Origin of the sequence: Verrucomicrobium sp. BvORR106, assembly GCF_000739655.1 — a bacterium.
Classification (GTDB): Bacteria; Verrucomicrobiota; Verrucomicrobiia; order Verrucomicrobiales; family Verrucomicrobiaceae; genus Verrucomicrobium.
Window position 1 is genome coordinate 172,254 of sequence record NZ_BATR01000162.1, and the last position, 23,910, is coordinate 196,163.

17 protein-coding genes are annotated in these 23,910 nt (G+C 61.1%); 12 read left to right on the forward strand and 5 right to left on the reverse strand.

Annotated elements, in window-relative coordinates; all coding sequences use genetic code 11:
- Nucleotides 1-209: 209 nt before the first annotated feature.
- The 8 genes from BV106_RS28540 to BV106_RS28575 all read left to right on the forward strand — a co-directional run bounded on the left by BV106_RS28540 (nucleotide 210) and on the right by BV106_RS28575 (nucleotide 9,654).
- Nucleotides 210-650 carry a hypothetical protein gene (locus BV106_RS28540; RefSeq protein ID WP_038170440.1) on the forward strand — a complete coding sequence of 147 codons (441 nt, stop codon included), beginning with the start codon at nucleotides 210-212 and terminating at the stop codon, nucleotides 648-650.
- A 92-nt stretch (nucleotides 651-742) separates the two neighbouring features.
- Complete coding sequence (locus BV106_RS28545; protein WP_265596171.1) at nucleotides 743-1,999, forward strand: TolC family protein; 1,257 nt, start codon at nucleotides 743-745, stop codon at nucleotides 1,997-1,999.
- Between the two features lie 33 nt (nucleotides 2,000-2,032).
- The gene (locus BV106_RS28550; RefSeq protein WP_081892385.1) at nucleotides 2,033-3,202 is read left to right on the forward strand and encodes an efflux RND transporter periplasmic adaptor subunit; all 1,170 of its coding nucleotides are present in this window, start codon (nucleotides 2,033-2,035) and stop codon (nucleotides 3,200-3,202) included.
- A gap of 9 nt (nucleotides 3,203-3,211) precedes the next feature.
- Entirely contained in the window at nucleotides 3,212-6,337 is a 3,126-nt protein-coding gene (locus BV106_RS28555; protein WP_038170445.1) for a CusA/CzcA family heavy metal efflux RND transporter, read from the forward strand.
- A 132-nt stretch (nucleotides 6,338-6,469) separates the two neighbouring features.
- Nucleotides 6,470-6,940 carry a hypothetical protein gene (locus BV106_RS28560; protein WP_038170446.1) on the forward strand — a complete coding sequence of 157 codons (471 nt, stop codon included), beginning with the start codon at nucleotides 6,470-6,472 and terminating at the stop codon, nucleotides 6,938-6,940.
- Between the two features lie 183 nt (nucleotides 6,941-7,123).
- The gene (locus BV106_RS28565) at nucleotides 7,124-7,477 is read left to right on the forward strand and encodes a DUF3147 family protein (RefSeq protein WP_038170448.1); all 354 of its coding nucleotides are present in this window, start codon (nucleotides 7,124-7,126) and stop codon (nucleotides 7,475-7,477) included.
- A 152-nt stretch (nucleotides 7,478-7,629) separates the two neighbouring features.
- The gene (gene phoU / locus BV106_RS28570; RefSeq protein ID WP_009963330.1) at nucleotides 7,630-8,298 is read left to right on the forward strand and encodes a phosphate signaling complex protein PhoU; all 669 of its coding nucleotides are present in this window, start codon (nucleotides 7,630-7,632) and stop codon (nucleotides 8,296-8,298) included.
- Nucleotides 8,299-8,511: 213 nt separating this feature from the next.
- The gene (locus BV106_RS28575; RefSeq protein WP_038170452.1) at nucleotides 8,512-9,654 is read left to right on the forward strand and encodes an aspartyl protease family protein; all 1,143 of its coding nucleotides are present in this window, start codon (nucleotides 8,512-8,514) and stop codon (nucleotides 9,652-9,654) included.
- 65 nt (nucleotides 9,655-9,719) lie between these two features.
- On the opposite strand, the gene BV106_RS28580 is transcribed toward BV106_RS28575, so the two are convergent.
- Nucleotides 9,720-11,123 (reverse strand): DUF1552 domain-containing protein, encoded by a 1,404-nt coding sequence (locus tag BV106_RS28580; protein WP_038170453.1) that lies wholly within the window; start codon nucleotides 11,121-11,123, stop codon nucleotides 9,720-9,722.
- 143 nt (nucleotides 11,124-11,266) lie between these two features.
- On the opposite strand from BV106_RS28580, the gene BV106_RS28585 reads away from it, so the two are divergent.
- The 4 genes from BV106_RS28585 (at nucleotide 11,267) to BV106_RS28600 (ending at nucleotide 18,011) form a co-directional block, all read left to right on the forward strand.
- Nucleotides 11,267-12,604, forward strand: coding sequence for a hypothetical protein (locus BV106_RS28585; protein WP_038170454.1), 1,338 nt, complete (start codon nucleotides 11,267-11,269; stop codon nucleotides 12,602-12,604).
- A 67-nt stretch (nucleotides 12,605-12,671) separates the two neighbouring features.
- Nucleotides 12,672-14,030, forward strand: a complete 1,359-nt coding sequence (locus BV106_RS28590; RefSeq protein ID WP_051946444.1) for a sorbosone dehydrogenase family protein — start codon at nucleotides 12,672-12,674, stop codon at nucleotides 14,028-14,030.
- 99 nt (nucleotides 14,031-14,129) lie between these two features.
- A complete protein-coding gene (locus BV106_RS28595; RefSeq protein ID WP_038170457.1) occupies nucleotides 14,130-16,664 on the forward strand; it encodes a DUF1592 domain-containing protein in 2,535 nt (844 codons plus the stop codon).
- 3 nt (nucleotides 16,665-16,667) lie between these two features.
- Nucleotides 16,668-18,011: a DUF1552 domain-containing protein gene (locus BV106_RS28600; protein WP_038170459.1), complete on the forward strand. Its 1,344-nt coding sequence runs from the start codon at nucleotides 16,668-16,670 to the stop codon at nucleotides 18,009-18,011.
- Between the two features lie 30 nt (nucleotides 18,012-18,041).
- Here BV106_RS28600 and BV106_RS28605 read toward each other — a convergent pair whose 3' ends face one another.
- The 4 genes from BV106_RS28605 to BV106_RS28620 all read right to left on the reverse strand — a co-directional run bounded on the left by BV106_RS28605 (nucleotide 18,042) and on the right by BV106_RS28620 (nucleotide 23,908).
- Entirely contained in the window at nucleotides 18,042-18,866 is an 825-nt protein-coding gene (locus tag BV106_RS28605; protein ID WP_081892389.1) for a dienelactone hydrolase family protein, read from the reverse strand.
- 787 nt (nucleotides 18,867-19,653) lie between these two features.
- A complete protein-coding gene (locus tag BV106_RS28610) occupies nucleotides 19,654-21,534 on the reverse strand; it encodes a DUF1549 and DUF1553 domain-containing protein (RefSeq protein ID WP_051946445.1) in 1,881 nt (626 codons plus the stop codon).
- Between the two features lie 4 nt (nucleotides 21,535-21,538).
- Nucleotides 21,539-22,960 carry a DUF1501 domain-containing protein gene (locus BV106_RS28615; protein ID WP_038170466.1) on the reverse strand — a complete coding sequence of 474 codons (1,422 nt, stop codon included), beginning with the start codon at nucleotides 22,958-22,960 and terminating at the stop codon, nucleotides 21,539-21,541.
- A gap of 105 nt (nucleotides 22,961-23,065) precedes the next feature.
- A complete protein-coding gene (locus tag BV106_RS28620) occupies nucleotides 23,066-23,908 on the reverse strand; it encodes an AraC family transcriptional regulator (RefSeq protein ID WP_038170467.1) in 843 nt (280 codons plus the stop codon).
- Nucleotides 23,909-23,910 lie beyond the last annotated feature (2 nt).

Here is a 23,910-nt window from a genome sequence, read left to right on the forward strand (position 1 = left end):
CTCCGCTTTCCCTCGGCGGTTGTGCAAGCACAAACCGCCGCTCCTTGTGGGCGTCCGACCTGATTTGCGGATGGCCCATCTGCGCGACTTATCGCCTTTCCGCACCATGCGTTGAACAAAAACCCCGCGGTCGCCGTCTCATTGTCACCGCAAGCACGGGTTGAAGCGAAGGATTGACATTCTGCGCTCCCTGTCGCTAACTACCCAACGTGAACAAGTCCCTCACCAACTTCTGCATCCTCTTCCTCGCGTTCATCGCGGTGGGCTGGGCGCAGGTGGCGGGGCTCAATCACCACTATGTGTGCGTCTGCACCGGGGAGCCGGTGGAGGTGGCCTCTGACCACTGCCACGCCCACGGGAGCCAGGTGGTCACCGATGATGAAGGCAGTCACGACGAACACGCCGATCATCACGACTCCCAGCCGCACACTCCACTTAAGAAGGAGTTCAAGGCGCAGAACAAGACCACTGCCACGGTCACGATTCAGGCCCCCGCTCCCGTGATGCTTTTTGACCTGCCCGACTTTGCTCGGCCGGTCATTCCCCTTTTGATCGCAGAAGATCAAATCGACTCTCGTCCGCCACATCATCTGGCGGAGAGTCCCCCGGCGGCACTCCAGGTCAAGGAGTGCGTCGTCCTGCTCGTTTGAGCCGGAACGTGGTGGTGATCATACCACCTTCTACGCAATAAAACCTGCGCGGCTTCGTCATGCTCGCGCATCACCTGCTTCATGCACCCGTCATGCAACCACGTTCCTACTTTACTCCCCTGCTTTTTTCCAGCCTCCTGCTGTGCCCCGCCCTGCTAAAAGGCGACGTCCAGATCTCAATCAACGGCGCGCCTTCCTACGCGCTGAAACACAATCCTGACATCGCTGCTGCCCGCATGCGCATCGTGGAGGCGCAGGGCCGCCTCCATCAGGCCGGCCGCCTCTCCAACCCCGAGCTGGAGTTCGACTACAACAAGAACCCGCGGAGCTCCGAGCGAAATGTCGGCGTCGCCTTCAACCAGAAGTTCCCCCTCACCGCCCGGCTCAGCCAGGAGAAGACCCTGAGCCGCCAGCAACTGGCGCAGGCCGAGGCGGAAGTCCGCAATGAAGAGCGCAAGCTCATCGCTGAGGTCAATGCCGCAGCGATCAAACTCCTCGTGGCCGACCAAAAGCTGGCCCTCGTGGAAGCCCAGTTGAAGGTCTCCAACTCGCTCGTCGAGGTGGTCGAGAAACGCACGCAAGCGGGAGAAATTGCCGCCAGCGATGCCGCCCAACTGGCGATCGACAACCAAAATCGTCTGCTGGAACTACAGCAGATCACGGGACAAAAAGCAGTCCTCGTGAATGAGCTCAAGCCCTTGCTGGGCGTGAGTGCGACGAATGGCCTGACGCTCACCGGATCGCTCCCGGCCATCAGCAATGGGGCCAAAGGCATCGACGTGCAGGGTCGTCCCGATCTGGACTCCTCCCGAATCGCTCAATCCGTCGCCCAGAGTGAGGTGGATCTCGCCAAGTCATCCCGCTGGGAAGACATCGGCGTGGGTCTGACCGTCGAGCATGAGAAGAGCGAGGACGCTCCTGAAGGCATCCGAGGCGACAGCTTCGTCGGCTTCCGCATCAGCCTTCCCCTCCCTCTCTGGAACAAGCAGAAAGGTTTGATCGCCGAGAAAGAGGCTGCCCAACAGCGGGCCATCCTCGAGACCAAGGCGCTCGAGTCCCGCATCCAGAGCGAGGCCGCCGCCGCCCGAGCCGAGATGGCCGCCAGCGCCCGTCTCTACAACGAGACCAAGACGAAGCTTCTGCCCACCATTGAGAAGCACTCGCAGACCATTGAAAAGGCCTACGGTGTGGGTGAAGCGGACGCCATGGCGCTGCTGCGATCCAGAGAACAGAAGCTGCATGCCGAAACGGCCGCCCTGGACGCTCTCCAGAGCTACCATCTGGCCCGGGCACGGCATGAAGCCGCCACCGCGACCCAGCCCGCCCTTCGCAACCACAGCGGAAAATAGTTTCCTCGTTCCCCATTTTATTCTTTTCGTTACATGACCCCATTTACTTCTACCGCCGCCTGGCGCGGCATGAGGCTGCTTATGCTAGCAGCCTGCCTGGTGATCCTGCACGCCCTCCCTGCCCACGCCGCCGAAGGAGGCGGCAATCGCAAGGACAGCACCATCATTCTGGACGAGACCCGGATCAAAAACCTGGGCCTGGAACTCGCGGAGACCGAGGAAACAGAATTCGAAGAAGCCATCTTTGCCCTCGGTGGCATCGAGGTGCTGCCGGGCAAGAAAGCCGTGGTGAGCAGCCGCATCGCCGGTCGCGCCTTCTCTGTGCTGGCCCTGCCAGACCAGGAGGTGGACGAGGGTGAGGAGCTGATGTGGGTGGAGAGCCGCCAACCCGGCGATCCCCCGCCCACCGTGCGTCTGGAGGCCCCCATCGCTGGCACCATTGCCAAGGTGGACATCGCCCAAGGCCAGCCCATCAGCCCGGACCAGTCACTCATCGAGATCGTGGACCTCTCCCAGGTGGAGGCGGCCGCCCGCGTGCCCGAACATCTGGCTGGCAAGCTGGCCAAGGAACAGCACGCCCGCATCCGCATCTCTGCCTACCCGGACAAGGTGTTCGAGGCCCAGCTCAACCACCTCGGGGCTTATGCAGATGAAACCGCCGGCACTGTGGAGGCCGCATTCCATGTGCCCAATCCGGACAAGTTGCTGCGCCCCGGCATGCGTGCGGAGTTCAGCATCGTCACCAGCAAGCGTGACGCCGTTCTCTCCATTCCCCGCTCTGCCCTTCAGGGTGATGCCGGGGAGAAGTATGTCTTCATCGCGGACTACGAGCTGAAAAATGCCTTCGTGAAAACGCCGGTGCAGATCGGTGCCCAGAACGATGAGCGTGTGGAGATCCTCAGCGGCCTGCTGCCAGGTGACCAGGTGGTGACCAAGGGAGCCTATGCCTTGAGCTTCGCTGGAGCTGGCAGCGTTTCACTGCGTGAAGCGCTCGATGCTGCCCACGGCCATCCTCACAATGAGGACGGCACGGAGATGACCAAGGAGCAGATCGCGGCAGGCGGCAAAGGCGGCCACGACCATGATCATGACGGTGGTGGTGAAGGCGGGTGGACCCGCCTGACCACCTTCTTCGCCGGCACCAGTGCGCTGCTGTTTTGCATGCTCGCGCTGAGTTTCATCTTCCGCAAACGCAGCCTGTAAGCCCCGGTCATGCTGAATCATCTCATTCGATTCTCGCTGCGACACCGCCCCCTCATTCTGGCGGCGGCGTTGTTGATCCTGGTGTCTGGATGGCAGGTCTTGAAGAACCTGCCGGTGGAAGTGCTGCCAGACATGACCAAACCGACCGTGACCATCCTCACGGAATCTCCGGGCCTCGCACCTGAGGAGGTGGAAACCCTCGTCACCCAGCCCATTGAATCCGCCCTCCAAGGTGTGGGTGGGTTGGATCGCTTGCGCTCCAGCTCAGACGTCAGCCTCTCGCTGGTCTTTGCGGAGTTTAAGTGGGGCACGGATATCTACCGCGCACGTCAACTCGTGCAGGAGCGCATGCAGGCCGTGCTCAATACCCTGCCCGAAGGCACCCAGCCCGGTATGACACCCGTGTCCTCCCTCATGGGCGAGATCCTGCTGGTGGGCATCCGCAGCAAGGACAACAAGACCGCCCCCATGGACCTGCGTACCCTTGCTGACTGGACGGTCCGCAGAAGGTTGCAGAGCATCAATGGCGTGGCGGAAGTACTGGCCATCGGCGGAGGCGTGAAGCAGGCCCAAATCCTGCCGGATCCGCAAAAGCTGGCCGCGTACGGCATCACGTTCGAGGAGTTACAACAGGCGGCCACCCGTGCTGCGGACAACTCCACGAGCGGCTACCTGACGACCGACACCCGGGAGATCATGGTGCGCAATCTGGGCATGACCACCGATCTCGACGAGCTCGGGCGCACCGTGGTCAAGCAGCTCGACCATCGCCCCGTGCTCATCCGGGATGTAGCCACGCTCCAATATGGCCCCCAACTCATGCGCGGAGACGCCAGCGTAGATGGACACATGGGCGTGATCCTGAGCGTGGACAAGGCCCCCGGCTTTGACACACTCAAACTGAGCGAGAGCATCGAGAAGGCCTTGAAGGACCTGAAGCCCTCGCTGCCGGAGGATGTGGAGCTGGAGGTTCTCTTCCGCCAGGGGGACTTCATTAAAAGCGCCATCGACAACCTCGCAGACGCCATTGGCGAAGGAGCGGTCATGGTGGCGGTGGTCTTGCTGCTCTTCCTGCTGAGCGTCCGTACCACCCTCATCACGCTCATGGCCATGCCGCTCTCGTTCGGCATCACGCTGCTGGTGTTTCAGTGGCAGGGGGTCAGCGTGAACTCCATGACCCTCGGCGGTCTGGCCGTGGCCATCGGCATGGTGGTGGATGACGCCATCGTGGATGTGGAGAACGTCTGGCGTCGCCTCCAGGAAAACGCCTCCTCATCCACACCCAAGCCCAAGCTGGAGGTCATCGCCACGGCATCGGGTGAGGTGCGAAACTCCATCCTCTACGCCACTGTGCTCATCGTGCTGGTCTTCCTGCCCCTCATGGGACTGGAAGGGCTGGAGGGACGCCTCTTCACCCCCATCGCGATCGCGACTATCACCAGCATGATCGCGTCCTTCGTGGTCTCGCTGACCGTCATCCCGGTGCTCTGCTCTCTGGTGCTCAATCCCAAGCCAGTCAAGGAAGCCCACGGCTCCCACGATGGATGGCTGGTGCGCCAGCTCAAGGGTGGCGTGAAGCACACCCTGCTGAAGGTGGCCCTGGGCAATCCGCTCCTGGTTCTAGGTGTCACTGCCGTGCTCCTCATGGGCTCCTTCATGCTCTACCCCAGCATGGGCAAGGAGTTCCTGCCCACCTTCAATGAAGGCAGCGCCACCATCTCCCTGGCCGGGCCTCCCGGTACCGGCCTTCGCCAGTCCAACGAGATTGGTGAAGTAGGCGTGCGCATTCTTAAAAGCATACCCGAGGTGAAAAGCGTGGGCCGCCGCGCTGGACGCGCTGAGCGCGACGACCACGTCGTGCCGGTTTCGGTCAACGAGTTCGATGTCGAGTTCAACAAAGACGGGCGTCATCGCAACGAAGTCTTCAAGGAAATCCGCGAGAAACTAGGCACCATTCCCGGCACCTTTGTGAACGTGGGGCAACCCATCGGCCACCGCCTTTCCCACATGTTGAGCGGGGTCAGCGCCAAGATCGCAGTCAAAATCTATGGATCGGATCTGCAGAAGCTGCGCGATTTCGGCAAACAAGTAGAGGCCATCGCCCGTGGGATACCCGGGCTCACTGACGTGAACCTGGAGGCCCAGGTGCCTATCCCCCAGCTCAAGATCGAGGTGAACCGTGAACGGGCTCACGCCTACGGCATGCAACCGGGGGAACTCAACGCCCAGCTCTCTGCGCTGGTGGGGGGTACCACCGTGACCGAGTTGCGGGAAGGCCAGCGCACGATGGACCTCGTGCTGAGGCTGCCGGAATCGTGGCGGGATTCCCCGGAAAAGATCCGGGACTTGCCCATCGAGACCAGCAGCGGACGCCGCATCCCGCTGCACCTCGTCGCGGATGTGAAGGACTCGAAAGGGCCCAACGTCATCAACCGCGAGAACACCCAACGCCGCATCGTCATAGGAGCCAACACCAGCGAGCGCGACCTGGAGTCCATCGTGACCCGGTTGCAGAAAGAGGTGCGGGAGAAGCTGCAACTACCCACGGGTTACTTCGTGAGCTTTGAAGGGGAGTTCCAGGCCCAGCAAGAAGCCGCCCAGCGCATCACACTGCTGTTCACCCTCGTTCTCGCGGTGGTGAGCGTCCTGCTCTATGGCTACTTCAAGAGCGTCTCCCTGGCTCTCCAGGTGCTGGTGAACATTCCCCTCGCCCTCATGGGCGGTCTGGTGCTCACGTGGCAGGTGGTGAACAACATCTCCATCGCCACGCTGGTGGGCTTCATCGCCGTTGGCGGTGTCGCCGCCCGCAACGGCATCATGATGATCTCCCACTACCTCCACCTCATGAAACATGAGGGTGAGGGTTTCACCCGGGAAATGATCACCCGCGGTACACTGGAGCGGCTCGTTCCCGTGCTCATGACCGCCCTCAGCGCTGGCATCGCCCTTATCCCCCTGGTACTGGCTGCTGGTGAGCCGGGGAAAGAAATCCTCCACCCTGTGGCCGTGGTCATCGTGGGCGGTCTGGTCAGCTCCACGCTGCTCGACCTGCTCGTCACGCCAGCCGCCTTCTCCCTCTTTGGCCGCAAGGCTGCGGAGAAAGCGATCCGGCTGGAAGCACCCGCTGCCCATTGATGTTCTGCAATTTAGCCCCTTTCCCCTGAATGCCAGGGGACCCACGACAGTCAAAAAACAAACCAACAAAAACCGAATCGATTCAAATCAAACCAAGTCCAACCCTCTCACAACCCTGAGCCAAACAATAACATGAAATCCCAATTGAAAATCGCCTCCGTCTTCGCCGCCGTGCTGCTCGCTGCCAACTCCCTCTTCGCCCATGGCGGCGTGGAACTGGGACCGAATGGCGGCCGCATCCTTGAGTTCAGCAAGGACGAAACCATGCACGGCGAAGTCACTGCCAAGGATGGCAAGTTCCACATCGCCCTGCTCGACAAGGACATGAAGCCAGTCGCCCTGGCCGAACAGACGCTCACCGTCACCGCAGGAGACCGCGACAAGCCCACCAAGGTGGAAGTGACCAAAGCCGACGGCAAGTTCGTGGTGCCCATGCAGAAAGGCGAAGCCTACTGGGTGATCTTCCAGTTCAAGGCCAGCGCCAAAGCCAAGCCCGTGACCGCCCGCCTCCACTACAACGCAGAAATCTGCGAGGAGTGCAAAGCTGCCGAATGGCTCTGCAAATGCGCCCCTGAAGGTGAAACAAAAGAGAAGAAGAAGTAATCCCGGCATTTCCGCTCTCTTCTGATCCACGGCACCCTCCCTGCTCCCTGCATGGAGGGTGTTTTTTTAAGCTCCCCTTCATTTCCTCGATCCCTAGCCTCGGAACTTCCAAAGTTCTGTAAATTCTGACAATTCCATCAATCCTCACGATCAGAATTCCCGTTCCCAACCCGCATCCTCACCATGACCGCGTTCCAGATTCTGAAGTTCTTTCTCAGCGCCGCGGTGATCGTCGCGGTCACAGAAGTTGCCAAGCGCAACAACTTCGCCGCCTCCATTATTCATTCCCTGCCCCTCACCTCCCTGCTCGCCTTCATCTGGCTCTATGCGGAGAAAAAGGACACCGAGCTGATCGCGAGCCATGCCTTCGGCACTTTTTGGTTCGTCCTCCCCACGCTGCCGATGTTTCTGGTGTTGCCCCTCCTGTTGCGACGCGGGTGGGGCTTCTGGCCGGGACTGGGGCTTTGCATCGTCGGCACATTTCTACTCTACCTGCTCACCATGTGGTTGTTGCGTGTCGCCGGGGTGAGATTATGATTGGGACCGTGTGAGGCTTTCTATCGCATTTTGTCCGTTGGAATCGGATAATGTGACGCAAACTTCACATGTCAGCATTAGCTTGCAGCCCCCCTGTGATGTTGGGTGGTGCACAAATTCCACCATTCCATCTCAGTACGTCTTCCGTCATCATGAACGACCGCCACATCCTCTCCAGCTTTGACCAAGCCCTCGATCAACTGCGCCAGGATCTGTTTCATATGGCCAGCGTCACCACGCAGAACCTAAACGATGCCGTGCGTGGCCTGATCGAACGCGATACCGACCTCTGCAATCAGGTCATCGCCGAAGACGAGCAGGTGGATCAGTACGAGAAGAAGATCGACGCCACCGGCATCTCCATCCTGACCCGTTTCACCCCTCTCGCGCAGGACCTCCGCCGCGTGGTCAGCACCATGAAGGCCTCCAGCAACCTGGAGCGCATCAGTGACCAGGCCGTGAACATCGCCCGTCGTGCCAAGCGCATCCTGCAGAGCCTGGATCTGCCAGAGACCCGCATGATCGAGCCGATCCACGCCCAGGCCATGGCCCTCCTCAAGGATTCCGTGCAGGCCTTCAGCGTGGAAGACGTGCCCCTCGCCACCAGCCTCAAGGCCCGTGACAAGGAGCTGGACCACCAGCAGAACGAGTTCATCATCCGCCTCACCAAGCGCATGGAGGAAGACACCTCTCGCCTCAAGGATTACATCGACCTCGTGTTCATCGCCCGCTTCCTCGAGCGCGCTGGCGACCACTCCGTGAACATCGGCGAAGACGCCGTGTACGCCGGTGTCGCCAAGGACATCCGCCACGAGCACTAAGAGTTGCCCGACAGGAGCATCTCCTTCCCAATTCATCCCGGGCTGGCCATGTCCCGCCTGGGATTTTTGTTTTGGTCCCCGGCGTGGAAGCGGACCGAAACTACCATCTACTCTCAACTGGACCGCGGATCAGCAATTCCCTGAGTTCAACCCACTCGTTGCGAGAGAGGGAAATGTCTTGTGCCGCGGTTGATCGGTTCGTAAAAGCATGACATGAACTCGCTTTTGCACGTTCACTGTTTACCGACATTTTTCAGCTCCATCCTGCTCATCCTCTCAATTCAGTCACCTACTTCCGCCGAGGTATTGTATGAGACGGCTTTATCACCGTACGCCGTGCCCTGTCGGGTAACCTGCTCGCAAAAGGACCGGCAATTCAAGCTTGTAGTCGACACCGGCTCAACCCACACCTTGCTTGATCCGACTCTGTATGGGCCACTGGGAACCAGCAAGGCAGTCTCTGTGGTCAAGACTCCTTCAGGCTCAATAGACGTCCCTCTCTATGCCAGCCCTGCGCTAACCGTCGGCAAGCTCAGGTTACCCGACTCCGTCATTGGTGCGTTCGACACGACTGAGATTCGGTCAATGACCGGATTTGCCGTGGAGGGAGTGTTGGGATCTTCCAGCCTGGCGAATCTCCAGTTAGAACTAAATTATGACGCGCAAAAACTGAGACTCCTCAGGGACGACTCCCCTCCAGCCAATGGCTATCTAACGTGTCGGCTTGTGATGGTGGACGCAGTCCCCTTTTTGATTGCAAAAGGAGGGCAGAGAGACCTGAATCTTATGATAGACTTGGCTTCCAATGAAGATATCGCTCTATCCTCAGAAGAGTTTGCGGCTCTGACAAGTGATGGAATGATCGAAACAACCGGAAAGGGACGCTTGCTCTCAACCTCTACCTCACAAGCAACCACGAGAGGGAGGTTCAAGAACTTCCAATTGTTTGGAATCGATCTCTCTGGCACCATCGTCACCGGCAGCGGCACACATGGAGTCGTGGGATCGCGGTTTCTGCTCCGTTTCAATTCCGTGATCGACTACGCAGGAGAAAAATTTCACTACAAGCAACGTGCGACAAACAAGGTCTTCAGCAGCCAGAAGTCGCTTGGGATGATCCTCCGTTTTGGCGACTCCCCCACGGTATTTGCCTTGCAGCCTTCAGGAGTCGCTGAAAATGCTGGACTTCAAAAAGGGGACGTACTCGTACAGTGCGGCGAGATGGACGCACACAAATTGGATATAGAGGTGCTTACCCAGCTATGCGAAAAGCGTGCGGGTGAAACCATCCAGATTCTTGTTCGACGCAATGAGGCGCTCTACACTTTTGCACTTACCCTTCCGACCAATAACTAGGATGCAGCCCGTCGAACGAAACAAGCCACCGAGATCGACTTTTTTGTCACCCTCTAGAACCCGGCCTACGCGAGACCTTTGAGCGGCTCCTTGCTGTCGCCAAACCGGTCCGTCTTAATGCCTGCCGTCTGCAACATGCTCAGGAACAGATTGCACATGGGTGTGTCCTTCGGATTCATCAGGTGACGTCCCGTGGCCAGCTTCCCGCCGCCTTTGCCCGCCAGAATGAGGGGCAAGTTGTTGGGGTTGTGGGAATTGCCATCCCGCAGGCTGGAGCCAAACAGGACCATGCTGTTGTCCAGCAGCGTCCCCTCGCCCTCCTTGATGGACTTCATGCGGTCCAGCATGTAGGAAAACTGGTCCACGTGCCAGGTGTTGATCTTCTCGTATTGATCCAGCTTCTCCTGGCGGTTCTCATGGTGGGACAGCTCGTGGTGACTCTGGGTCACGCCGGGCAGGAATGAGAAGTTCTTGCCGCTCACTGCCCAGCCAAACATGAAGGTGCTGGCCCGGGTGCTGTCACTCCAGAAGGCCAGCGTGATGAGGTCCATCATCAGGCGGGAGTGCTCCGTGTGATCGAGCCGCAGACGACCGCCGGGGTCGGCGTTGTTTCCCGCCATGATCTTGCTGATGCGCTCGTCCAGATTTTTGATCTCTCCCTGCAAGCCGGGGTCGAGGTTCTCACCCGTGGCCACGCGGGCGATGTCCGCCTCGATGCGCTGCTCCACGGAGCGGATGCTTTCCAGATACTGATCCAGCTTCTGCTGGTCCTCCGTTCCCACCTTGGAACGCAGCGTCTTGGCATCAGAGAGCACGAGATCCAGCACGCTCTTGTTCTCCAGCGCCGAGGCACGGCGCTGTTGGGCGTTCTCGCGGAAGAGCCGATCAAAGACAAAGCGCGGATTGATCTCCGGCGGCAGCGGCGAGGTCGGCGTGCGCCAGGCGATGTGTGAACCATACAGCATGGTGTAGTTCACATTGAAATCCACGCCGGTATGGATGGGCTCCGTGCCCAACTCCAGGGAGGAGAACCGCGTCTCGTGCCCGAACTGCTGGGCAAAGGCCTGGTCCACACTCACGCCGCAGTGCAGGTCCTTGCCTGTGGTCTTGGCGATCTTCGTCCCGGTCAGCCAGTTGGCCGTCTTCGCATAGTGGCCGTCGCCACCCTCGCAGTTCTCGTGACCGAGGTGCGTGAGGATGTTGATATCGCCCCGATGGCGATCAATCGGCTGGAGGATGGGTGAAAGCTTGAAGTCCGCCCCCTCGCCTTCCGGCGTCCAGCGATCCTGGCGCACGCCGTTGGGCATAAAAATGAACGCCATCCGCACCGGAGGCTTCCCAGCGCTAGCCGCTGCCGCCCTCGCCGTGGGCACCATGGCATTCAGGAAAGGCAGCGCAATAGTTGCGCCAAGGCCACGAAGCACCTGGCGGCGGGAAAGCGGTTCACGGGGGATGATGAAACTCGGCATGGACTGAGAAACTACGTGCCTTGAAGGACGAATGTTGCGGAGGTGACTGCGAAAAAGTCTCAATTCGCAACGTAGCAGCGGGTGTGCCCAGATCATCACCATTTGCCTGATGGGCCGCTACGCTTCTTCCTCACTCACATCGCATGAAGCTCTCCCTCCCCCGGGCACCCCGCCCGTCCGTCGCCCTGCTGGCTGCTCTGGCGGCCTTCACCACCCTCTCCGTTGCCCCCGCTCAGGCGAAGGAACCCGCCCCCCTTTTCCGGGAATTTGTCGGGCTGAACGGCCACACCGTGAACTTCAAGCCGGACCTCTACCAACCCGTCTGCCGGGTGGTGCGGGACTACCACCCCGTGGAGTGGGACCTGAAGGATGACACCAGCACTCTGCCAGAGTGGCCCTTTGCCAAAAACCGCGTCTCCTGGGAGAAGGTGTACGGGTCCTGGCATGCGGCAGGCCTCAAGATCAACGTCTGCCTCATCTTCGACAACATGAAGGTCACGGCGTGGAAGGACCTCGCCAAGGACGCAGAGGCCTACGCCCGCAGCTTTGCCGAAAACTTCGGTCCGGGCGGAAAGTGGCCCTATGTGGAGACGGTGGAGATTGGCAATGAACCCGGGCTGTACGACGACGCCACCTACATCACGCTCTTCAAGGCCATGACCAAGGGCATCCGGGAGGGCAATCCCAAGATGAAGATCGCCACCTGCAATGTCGAGGGAGGCAAGAGCGACCGCTACTGGAAGGGCGCGGAGCTCTTCCGGAATCTCGGCAGCCACTACGATGTGCTACAGATCCACCGGTATGCCATAGCCGAGCAGTGGCCGGTCTGGCGTCGCACCTACCCCGAGAACCCCAAGGTGCCTTACCTGAGCGCCATCCAGGATCTGATCGACTGGCGCAATGCTCACGCTGCGGGCAAGCCCGTGTGGGTGACGGAGTTCGGCTGGGACGCCAGCAGCAAGACCCCGGACCCCAAGGGTGAGTGGGCCAAGTGGCAGGACAGCACCGACGAAGAACAAGCCCGCTGGGTGGTGCGTTCTTTCTTCCTCTTTGCCGAGATGGGTGTGGACAAGGCCTTCGTCTACTTTTTCAACGACGAGGACGAAGCCAAGCTGCACGCCGCCTCCGGCCTCACCCGGCACTACCAGCCCAAGCCCGCCTACCATGCGGTGGCGTGGATGCTCCGCTCGCTGGAGAACTACCGTTTCACCAAGGCGGTCAAGAAGTCGCTCGACGACGGCTATGTGTTCGAGTTCACACCGGAGAAGACCGGTGATCCCATCATCTGGGCAGCCTGGCATCCTACCAAGGAAGACCATTCTCTGACCCTTGATCTGGCCGGAAAAAAGGTGCTCCGCCAGGAACGCATGCCGCTGGCCAAGGACGAGTCCACCGCCACCACTGCGCCTGATGCTTCGGGGGCCCTCAAGGTGGGTGAACGGCCCATCCTGCTCTGGCTGGAGGCAGGCCCCTCCTCCTAGCCCCAAGAGCCTTTTACAGCCGGGTTGGAACGACATCACGATCTCTTGGGTACCCCTCTCTGTTCCCATGAGACACCCGTCCCCTTCCCGGCTGTTGAGCGCAGGCACCGCAGCGCTGCTCATTCTCCCCTTCCTCACCCACCCTGCCGTTGGCCAGGAGGCAAAGGTGAAGAACTTCGACCTCCTCACCGGCGAGTCCGCCATGGGTGATTGGACGACTGATGCTCCCGGGGTGCGCCGCAAGCTCACCCTGAAGGACCTCCCCCCACCGAACGAAAAGCAATCGGTGCGGAACCAGCCCAAGATCGTGAAACGTCCCGAGGACGCCTGGCCCAAGGTACCGGAGGGATTCAAGGTGGATCTCCATGCTGCGGACTTGAAGAAACCTCGCGTGCTGGTGACAGCCCCCAACGGGGACATCTTTGTGGCGGAGAGCAAATCGGATCGCATCACTGTCCTGCGCGACAACGATGGCGACGGCAAGGCTGATGCCTCTGAGGTCTTCTCCACAGATCTCAAGCAACCCTTCGGCATTGCCTTTTATCCGCCCGGCAACAAGCCGACCCATGTCTATGTGGCCAACACGGACTCCATCGTGCGATTTCCTTATACCAAGGATCTCATGAAGGCCCAGTCGAAGCCCGAGCAGATCGCCAGCCTGTCAGGTGGCGGTCAACTCACCGGAGGCGGCCACTGGACGCGGGACATCGTGTTCTCCAAGGACGGCAGCAAGCTCTATGCATCCATCGGCTCCAAGTCCAATGCCAGCGACGATGAGGTGGAGAACGACCGTGCGCGCATCTTTGTCATGAAACCGGATGGCAGTGACATGAAGGTGTTCGCGACCGGCATTCGCAATCCGGTGGGGCTGGCCATTCACCCTATCACAGGTGATCTCTGGACCTCAGTGAACGAACGCGACGAGATCGGAGACCACTTGGTGCCGGACTACGTCACCCGCGTGAAGGAAGGCGGTTTCTATGGCTGGCCTTGGTACTACATGGGCGGTCGTCAGGATCCCCGGCATCCCGGTAAACATCCCGAACTCAAAGCCAAGGTCATCACGCCCGACGTGATGCTCCAGTCTCACTCCGCCTCGCTCGATCTGGCGTTCTACAACGATGACCAGTTTCCTGCCCAGTACCGAAATAGCGCCTTTGCCGCGCAGCACGGATCGTGGAACCGCACCCGCCGCACTGGCTACAAGGTGATCCAGATCCCCACCAACGATGGGGCTGCCACGGGCGAGTATGTGGACTTTCTCACAGGATTCGTCACTGCGGACGGAGATGTGTGGGGGCGTCCCGTGGGAGTGACCGTCGCCAAGGACGGTGCCCTCCTCGTCAGCGATGACGCGGGCGATTGCATCTGGCGGGTTTCCTACAAGGGGAAACTCCTGGTACCCGCACCGCCCAAGGCCCCCTAAGGGCCTCACCTACGCCTGCTGCGGCCTTTGAGTCCTGCCCCCCTGAGGGACGTCACTTGATGTGCTGGACTGGCGGGCTGGTGACAATTGACTATAGCGATGCTGTTCTCCAGATTCTCCGTCACCCCCCTCGTTCTCGCCAGCGCGCAGGCTTTCGCAGCAGTTCCGGCCCACCAGCCGGATGCGAAGGGATTTGCCAGCATCACCCAGCCCTTCATCCAGCAGAACTGCATCAGCTGCCACGGGCCGAAGAAGCAGAAAGGCGAGCTCCGCCTCGACACGCTGCCCAATGACTTCTCGGATCCAACAACGGCCAAGAAATGGGCGGAGGTGTTGAACACCGTGAACAGTCACGAGATGCCGCCGGAGGAGGAGGACCAGCCGACGCCAGAAAGCGCGGGCAAATTCACCGACTGGCTCACCTCAGAACTCGGGCGCGCGGAGATCGCGAAACGCAGTTCCGGCACGGTCATGCGCCGCCTCAACCGGGCGGAGTACAACAACACGATCCGTGATCTCGTAGGCCTCGATTTCGATGCCTCAGAGAGTTTCCCACAGGATCCGCCGGCGGGGGGCTTCGACAACATCGGCCAGGCGCTCACGGTTTCGCCTCTCCACATGGAGCTGTACTACGCCACCGCGCGCCGCATCCTTGATCGCGCCATCGTGACCGGCGAGAAACCGCCGACCATCAGGTGGCACTTCGAGCCGGAAGAGCACAAGGACAAGAGCGACGGCGCGCGCATCAAGCGCGATGGCAAGGACATCATTCTGGGCAAGGGCTCATTGCCCGCGGAGAACGGCTTCGCCGTGATGCACCACGCCGGATGGGACCGCGTGGTCTATGCCCGCAATCTCGCGCTCGCCAATCCCGGCAAATACACGATCCGCTTCCGCGCTGCGGGTCGCATTCCCACTCGCGCCCAGGTGATCGAAGGGGCAAAGGTCGTCCTGGCCCAGCGCCGCGATCAGGCCATCGCCAAGGGCTCCAGCCGTGAATATCAACAGGGCCTCTACGATGCCGATCTCAAGCACTTCGAGACGCACCGCATGTATGACTACGGGGCACCCCGCGTGAAGGTGGTGACGAACATCGGCGGCGTGCCGAAGGTGATCGCGGAAATGGACATCAACGCCACGGAAGCGGAGCCGCAGGTGTATGAGGTGACCGCGGATTTCACCAAACAGAAGTCCCACATTCAGTTCGAGTATGCTTACTCGATACCTTCCGTGCTGGACCGCGACTGGCAGATCAAACCGGAGTTTGCTGCCCCGCTCCTGCTGATCGACTGGTTCGAGTTGGAAGGACCGATCAACACCGTCTGGCCGCCGGAAAGCACCAACCGACTGGTGGGCGATCGCTCCATCGCCGACGAACGTGAGCGGGCCCGGAAGATCCTCGAGAATTTCATGCCGCGGGCCTTTCGTAGACTCGTAACCAAAGAGGAAATCGAAAGCCGCCTGCAGATGTTCGATGCGAACCGGCCGAAGAAGCCATCGTTCGAGGAAGCCATCAAGGTGCCGCTCGCTTCCGTGCTCACCTCACCGAACTTTATCTATCTCATCGAACCCGCGAGGACTGGAGATGAGAAGAAGCTCACGCCTTTTGAGTTCGCCTCGCGTCTCTCCTATTTTCTGTGGTCGTCCATGCCGGATGACTCGCTGTTCCGTCTGGCCTCCAGCGGAGAACTGATGAAGCCGGACGTGGTCAAGGCACAGATTGATCGCATGCTGGCCGATCCCAAGAGCGAGGCTCTGGTGCAGAACTTCACCGGCCAGTGGCTCGGCCTGCGCAAGGTGGGATCAAATCCACCGGTGAAAAACATCTACCCGGAATACGACCGCCACCTGGAGATCTCGATTGTCCGCGAGAGTGAGGCGTTTTTTGAGGAGATTCTGCGCAACGACCTGGACTCACGGAACTTGATCAAAAGCGACTTTGTCACCATCAACGAGCGGCTCGCCAGGTTCTATGGCATCCCGGGTGTGAAGGGCGATGAATTCCGGAGAGTGAAGGTGTCCCCAGAGTCACACCGCGGCGGCATCGTCACCCAGGCTTCCATTCACTCGATCACCTCCAATGGCACGCGAACCTCACCCATCTCGCGTGGCGTGTGGGTGTTGAAAACGATGCTCAACACCGATCCCGGCCTGCCCGTGGCCAATGCCGGCGAACTGCCTTCCAAGGTACCCGGCATCGGCAAGGCGACGGTGCGCCAGCGGCTGAACATCCACCGCGAGGCGGCCGCCTGCGCCCGCTGCCATGACAAGATCGACCCGCTGGGCTTCGCTTTGGAGAACTTCAATGCCGCAGGTGAATGGCGGGAGATCGAGTCCAGCGGCTGGAACGGCCGCCAACAGCCGAATGATCCCAAGATCGACGCCTCTGCTACCATGCCGGACGGCACGAAGTTCGTCGGCGTACAAGGGCTGCAGGACGAACTATTGAAGCAGCAGGACAAATTCCTCGGCGGGCTCTCTGCCAAGCTCCACACCTACGCCCTCGGCCGCGAACTCGGCTTTTCCGATCAGCCGATGGTAGATGCCAGTGTCGCGAAAATGAAATCGAGCCACTACACGCTGCGCTCTCTCATCCAGGCCATCGTCGCCTCCGAATCCTTTGCCTCCAAGTAAGCCATGCACATCCTTTCCAACACCCCGCTCGCCCGCCGCACTGTCTTGCGAGGACTGGGCGTCAGCATCGCCTTGCCGCTTCTGGAAGCGATGGCACCACGCGCCTCCTACTCAGCCTCCGCGCTGAAGACCGCAGCGAAGGGTGCCAAGAGCTCGCCCCGCATCATCTACTGCTATGTGCCGAATGGCGTGAACATCTTCGACTGGATCCCGAAGGACAACGGCAACGGATACCAGCTTTCCCCGACCCTCAAGGTGCTGGAAAAGCATCGCGATGACTTCTCCGTGATCAGTGGACTGAGCCATCATCACGCTGAGGGCGGCCACAGCGGCGCGGACACCTGGCTCACCGGTGCGCGCCTGAAGGCGGTTCCCGGCAAGGACTACTCCAACACCATCTCGGCCGACCAGGTCATCGCGGAGGCGATCGGAGCGCAGACACGTTTCCCCTCGCTGGAGCTTTCGGATGAATCCGGCACTGGGGCGGCTTTGCAAACCCACACCCTGGCGTTTGATCGCAACGGCACGCCCCTCCCGGCGGAGAACAGTCCCCAGCGGCTGTTTGAGCGGTTGTTCGTGCCAGAAGACGCCTCCTCCCGCGAGGCGATCCTGCAGCTCTATGCGGAGAAGCGCAGCATTCTGGACAACGTGCTTGGCGAGGCCAAATCGCTCCGCGGCAAACTCGGTGTCAGCGATCAACAGAAGCTCGATGAATACCTTGCCTCCGTTCGCCAGACAGAGCAGCGGCTGCAGCGTCAAGTCGAATGGATCGATGTCCCGAAGCCGAACGTCTCCGCTGACGGATTGCGTCTTTCAAGCCAGCCGACCACCGGCCGGGATCGTGCTGCCTGGCTGGAGACCATGCTGGACATCAGCTATCTGGCCTTTGCTACGGACACCACGCGGGTGATCACCTTCGAGTGGTCCACCGAATCCCACGGTTTCGGCGGCTCGGGTGAAAGCCACCACGAGCTGTCCCACCACGGTGGCGATGCGGGCATGCTCGCGAAGCTCGCCAACATCGACCGCTTCCATCTCGCGTGCCTTGATCGCTTCCTCACGAAACTCAAGAGCGCACAGGAGGAGAACCAGAGCCTGCTGGACAACACCACCGTGGTTTACGGCTCCGGCATGAACAACGGCGAACGTGGCGGCCACCTCGGCACCAACCTCCCGCTGCTCGTGGCAGGCGGCAAAGCCCAGGGCTACAAGCACGGCCAGCACCTCGCCCACGTTCCGACGAAAAGCCCGCCGCTCACCAACTTCCTGCTCTCGACCATCCAGAAAATGGGTGTCGAAACCAACACCTTCCAGGACTCCAGCGGCACGCTCACGGGCGTGGATTGAGGCAGGCGCCCGATGTCCGCACGGGTTGCTCTACTGTGCTGACTGGGTCACGGCCGCTTTTTGGCGGGGCTTCAGCTCCTTGTCAAAGAACGCCACGGTCTCCCGGCGCATCTTGATCAAGGCCGTTTCCTTGAACCGGTGATCCTGGTCGTCATAGATCGATGTGGAGAGTTGCGCCGCCCCATGCGTTGAGTTCACAAAGCGCTGCATCTTCGGCACATGCTTGGTGAACTCCACCCGGTGATCCTGACGGCCGTGCACCAGCAGCATCGGCGGCACCTGTTTCACGTCCTTGTCATACCCCTCCCAAATGCCGCCCGCATGCACCACGGCGGCATTCACCCTAGGATCATGAAACGACTCTGCCACGGTGAGGAAACCACCCAGCGAGTAGCCGTAGAGGCCAAGCGGCCCCTTCTGCCCCTCCGACTCCCGCACCCAGGTCACGGCATCCCGCACGGTGCCCACCCAGACATCAAAGTGCCGGGTCATTCCGGAATCAAACGTCACCGGCCCACCCGCACGGTTGAAGTAGTGCACGACATAGGCATCATGCCCGGCCAGGGCCAGTTCCTTCGCCATGGTTTTGATCTCCGGCCCGTCAAAGACCATGCCCCCTGCCCCATGCAGCACGAGGACGGCGGTGGGCGCCGGTCCGGGTTTGACAGCCTCAGGCCGGTAGCGATCCACCTGAATCGATTTACCCCCGCTTTGAAATCGATGGGAAGAAACCAGAACCCCGGGTGTCGCCACCGTTCCGCAGGAAACAACCGCAAGGCACATCGCCAACCCACCCAGTCCGCGCAGCACGGGTGATCCAGATGCAGTGACGTATTTCCACAATTTGTTTTTCATCGGCGGTTGGGAAACTTACCTGCGCATTCAGGTCGGCTGCGGATGATTCGCCGGAGGAGGACGTTTGGTTTCAAAAGTCGCATGAAACGTTGTGCATCCGGTGCCCGCATCAGAGGCTCGGGATGGTGTCGCAAGTTCACGGCTGAGTCTGGCATGTTGGATGCCGGAGGCATCCCAGCCATTAGCCGGGGGTTGAGCGCAGCGATACCCCCGGAAGAGAGAAATAGGCATTCACCCCGGAGGGGTGACAGCAAAACGTACCCATGCAACTGGACGTCGCTGGCATCCCTTCAGGATGCAAACCACCACCGTAGGATCCGGAGGTATCAGTCGCGAGGCTCCTTCAACCATCCGGCTAGTGGCTTCGATGCCTCCGGCATCAGGGAAAGGGGACTGAATCGCGAGCAGACAACCTGAAGGGCCCCAGTTCCGCAGAAGGATTGATTTGGAGCAGCGCCAGACGCCCGAGACAGATCCGAAGCTGATCCCCAGCGGGGATCTCTAACACAGCCCAACGTTGGACGAGCCCTAAGCGAGTCAACGTTGGGTACCTCCGCAGAGGATAATCAGGTGGGAAAGCCGACGGGATCCGCTTTCTCCCCACCGCCATCAACACCTCCACGTCAGGCGGATGCGAGGTCATGTGCTGCCTGACGTTCGCGGCAAGATGCCGCGAACAGCACGCAGGGATGCGTGCGCTCCTCGAGCTTCTCAAGCACAGGCCGTTTTAAGAACCGTCAGACCACGTTTCGCCAGACTCCTCCCCTCTCCCCCACGCGCTCTCCGCCTAATCCACGTAGCAAAAGGCACTGCTATTGATCACCGCCAGGCAATAATCCGACACCGCCTCCTCCAGGCTCTCTGTCACCGCCGTCTGCCGGTTCAAAAACTCGCGCCCCAACGCCCTCTCCGCCGGACTCGCTGCACGGGACAGACACCGCCACGATACTGCCTCCACAATGGCGTCGTGATCACTCTGCCCCGCAGCCAGGATCTGCCGAGCCAGGCCTTTCACCAGTTCCAGACTGAAGGCCGAATTCATCAACATCAACGACTGCGGAGCCGTGGTGGAGACCTCCCGTCGGGCACACGAGGCCAGGGCATCCGGGCGGTCAAAGATCTCGAAGAGCGGGTACCGCAAGTTCCGCCGGGCGAACACATAGATGCTGCGACGATCATGCTCTGCCACATCTTCCGTCACGCTGGCTTTCCCCTTGGGAATGGTCACCGTCACCTCCGGGGGCATGGGCAGCCTCACACCCGGTCCTCCCTGTTTCAAACTGAGCCGTCCTCCGGCGGACAGCAGAAAGTCCCGCAACGCCTCGCCGGAGAGGCGGCGACGGTTCATGCGGGAGTAGTCCAGGTTCGCTGAGTCCACGGTGAGGCAAGCGGATCCTGCCGGCACCACACTGGCCTGCCGGTAGGTGGCACTCATGACCATGAGCTTGCGGAGTGACTTCATGCTCCACTGCTGCCGGGGCAGTTCGCTGGCCAGCCAGTCCAGAAGTTCCAGATGAGTGGGAGCCTCCCCCTGGGTGCCCAGATCGCCCGGGCTCCCTGCGAGCGCCCGCCCAAAATGTTCCTGCCACACCCGGTTCACCGTGGTTCGCAGAAACAAACCATTCTCCGGCCGCGCCACCCAGGTGGCCAGGGCACTGCGACGTCCACTGCTGCGCTGGGTCGGCGAGATCACCGCCGCAGCCGACTGGGCATCCGCGACACGGGGCCAGGCAGGAGCGACCGAAGGCCCCAAACGCCGGAAGTCCCCGCGAATGCTCACCAAAGCGGTCTGGCCCTGCGGACCCCGCTCCACCATGCCGGGTGGCAGTTGTTTGTCCCGTTGGAAATCGGCGATGTTCTCAAAGAACGCCCGCAGTCGGTAGAAGTCCGCCTGGCTCAGCGGATCATAGGGATGGTCATGGCACTGGGCACAGCCAATGGTCAGCCCCAGAAAGGCCGCCCCCACGGTGGTAGTGATCTCATTGAGCACCACATGCCGACGCTCGTCCTGGCTGTTGATGTCAGGCATATCCGGCCCCGCCACCAGGAAGCCTGTGGCGATCGCCTGGTCTTCAGTGAGTTCATCCCCGGCGATCTGGAGTCGCACGAACTCGTCATACGGCACATCCCGGTTGATGGCGGAGATCACCCAGTCCCGGTATCGCCAGGACTGCTTGCGGTCCAGGTCGTGCTCGAATCCATCCGTTTCCGCGAACCGCGCCAGATCCAGCCAGCCCTGCGCGGCATGCTCGCCATGGCGCTGGGATGCCAGCAACCGGTCCACCAGCGCCTCATAGGCCTGATCGGACGAATCCGCCTGGAAGGCCGCCACTTCCTCCTTGGTGGCAGGCAGCCCGGTGAGGTCAAAGGTCACCCGTCGGATCAGCGTGGCGGGGTCCGCAGCAGGACTCAACGCCAGCCCCTTGTCCTCCAGTCTGGCGAGTATGAAGCGGTCAATGGCATTGTGTACCTGATCGGTATGCTTGACCACCGGAGGCTCGGGGCGCACCAGGAGCCGAAAGGCCCAGTGCTCACGATCCTTGTCAGTGACCGGCGCTTCATCCCGCACCGGATCGCTGGAGGCCTTGATGGCCCGGGCCCCGAGCTCGGGAGTTCCCACCCATAACACGCCCATGAGAGCCAGGCCGGTGATGGACGTTGATCTCATAAGGTCAAGCCAGGATTCCTTTCACCACCTGGCCGGCCACATCCGTGAGCCGGTCATCGCGGCCGTGGTGACGGTAGGTCAGCCGTTCATGATCCACGCCCAGCAGGTGCAAGATGGTCGCGTGCAGATCGTGCACATGCACCTTGTCCCGCTCCGCCCGCAGCCCCAGTTCATCCGTGGCACCGTGCACATGGCCGCCCTTCACCCCCGCTCCGGCCATCACCGTGGTGTAGCCGTAGGGGTTATGGTCCCGCCCTGTCCCCTTCTCACTCATGGGCATGCGTCCGAACTCCCCGCCCCAGATGACCAGCGTATCCTCCAGCAGACCGCGCTGCTTGAGGTCGCGTAGCAGTCCCGCGACGGGCTTGTCCGTTCGTTCGCAGTGCAGTGTGTGATTCTTGAGCACATCTTCATGCGCATCCCAGCCGTTGGTATCGCCGGAGTAGAGCTGCACAAACCGCACGCCGCGTTCGATCATTCGGCGCGCCAGCAGGCAGCGGGTGCCAAACTCCCGCGTGACCGGGTGATCCAGCCCATAGAGTTCACGAGTGGCTTCGGTCTCGCGACTGATGTCCACCGCTTCAGGTGCGGCGGACTGCATGCGATACGCCAGCTCATAGGCCTGCAGTCGGGCCATGAGCTGGGTGTCCATCTCCCGCTGGCCGGCGTGCAGTTCATTCATCTGCCTCACGAGATCCAGTGTGGAGCGCTGCCTCTGCGAAGTCATGCTCGCAGCGGGCTTGAGATCCAGAATGGGCTGTTCACCCGGACGCATCGTCGTCCCTTGGTAGGTAGCGGGAAGATAACCATTCCCCCAAGCCGGTGGGCCACCTTTGAGACCGCCGCCCGGGTCAGGCATCACCACGAAGGCGGGCATGTCCTCGTTCTCGGACCCCAGTCCGTAGGATACCCAACTGCCCAGGCTGGGCCGCCCCATCAGGATGGAGCCCGTGTTCATCTGGTACACAGACTGGGGGTGATTCACACTATCCCCATGGCAGCTCCGGATGAGACAGAGCTCGTCCGCCAGACCCGCCATGTGCGGCAGGAAGTCGCTAATCTCAATGCCAGACTGACCACGCGGTCGGAACGGCTTCACCGGCCCCAGCAAAGGATTCTGCGCCACCTTGCGACGGGTCTCGAAACTGCCAAAGCTGTCTGGCAGCGGCTTCCCCGCATAGCGCAGGAGGTCGGGCTTCGGGTCCAGGAGATCCACATGGCTGGGACCGCCGTGCATGAAGAGCCAGATGACCCGCTTCGCCCGAGGGGCAAAATGAGGCCCGCGCCCCACCGTGGAACCGGCCGCATCAGCCGTCCTCAAAGGGGCCGCCGCCATCAGGTGCGCCAGCGCCACGCTCCCCAGACTCATGCCGGTGCCGCCCAGAAACTGGCGGCGGCTTAAGGCAGGATCAAAGGGTGAAGGCATGGCCAAACGAGTCGAATGGAACTCTGGACGCGCCCAGCCCACTCGTTCTTGCGTGGGGATTGACGAATCTTATCCAAATGGAAAAATCGTCCATCCTCTTGCGCATCACCGTCGGCGGTACTCGCTCGGAGCACAGCCCACCCAGCGCTTGAATGCCCGGGAAAAGACCAGCCCATCCCGGTAGCCCACCTCACCAGCCACCACCTCCACCTTGTCACTGGTCGTCTCCAGGAGTTGCCGGGCCCGTTGCATCCTCATGTAAGTGAGGTGCTGCATGGGACTGCGGCCCAGCTCGCGCTGACAGACACGCCGCAGGTGCTCTCCGCTGGAGTGGTAGGCCCTGGCCAGTGATTCCAGAGTCCACTCTTCAGCAAGGGTCTGCTGCACACTCGTCCACAAGGTCCAGAGCCGGGCCTCCATCTCAAACGGCTGCGCCACGCGACGCGCCAACCCGTGGGCCAGCTCAATCCAGTGATGCAGCAGTTTGGGATCGCGACGCCCCTCCCACTCCGTCCGCAACCCTTCGACAGCCCGGGCAATCTCCATCGCCCCTTCACCGGCAAGCACCGGCGAGGAGGCGCCCACCATCGGCGATACGAACGCTGGCTCGTCGTACCGCAGCCAGGTAAAGCGCCAGACCTCCGCCCCCTCTGCGTGAAAGGCATTCAGCACCCGGGGCGGAGCCATGCACACCATGCCAGCACTGACCCGCTGCCAGCGTCCGTCCAGCAGCACCCGGCCCACTCCCGCCGTACAGGCGAGCACAAAACTCCCCGCTGGCTGCAACCGCACCCGTCGATAGGGCACCCGGGCCTCATCCAGGCCCAGCCGGGCGATACGATGGGCGGCCAGCTCCCGACAATCACCGGTCTCCAGCACCCATCGTTTCGACCGCGGGCCATCCCGCGTCGTTTCCACGAACTCCATCTCCTCCTTGCCAGATTTCATGA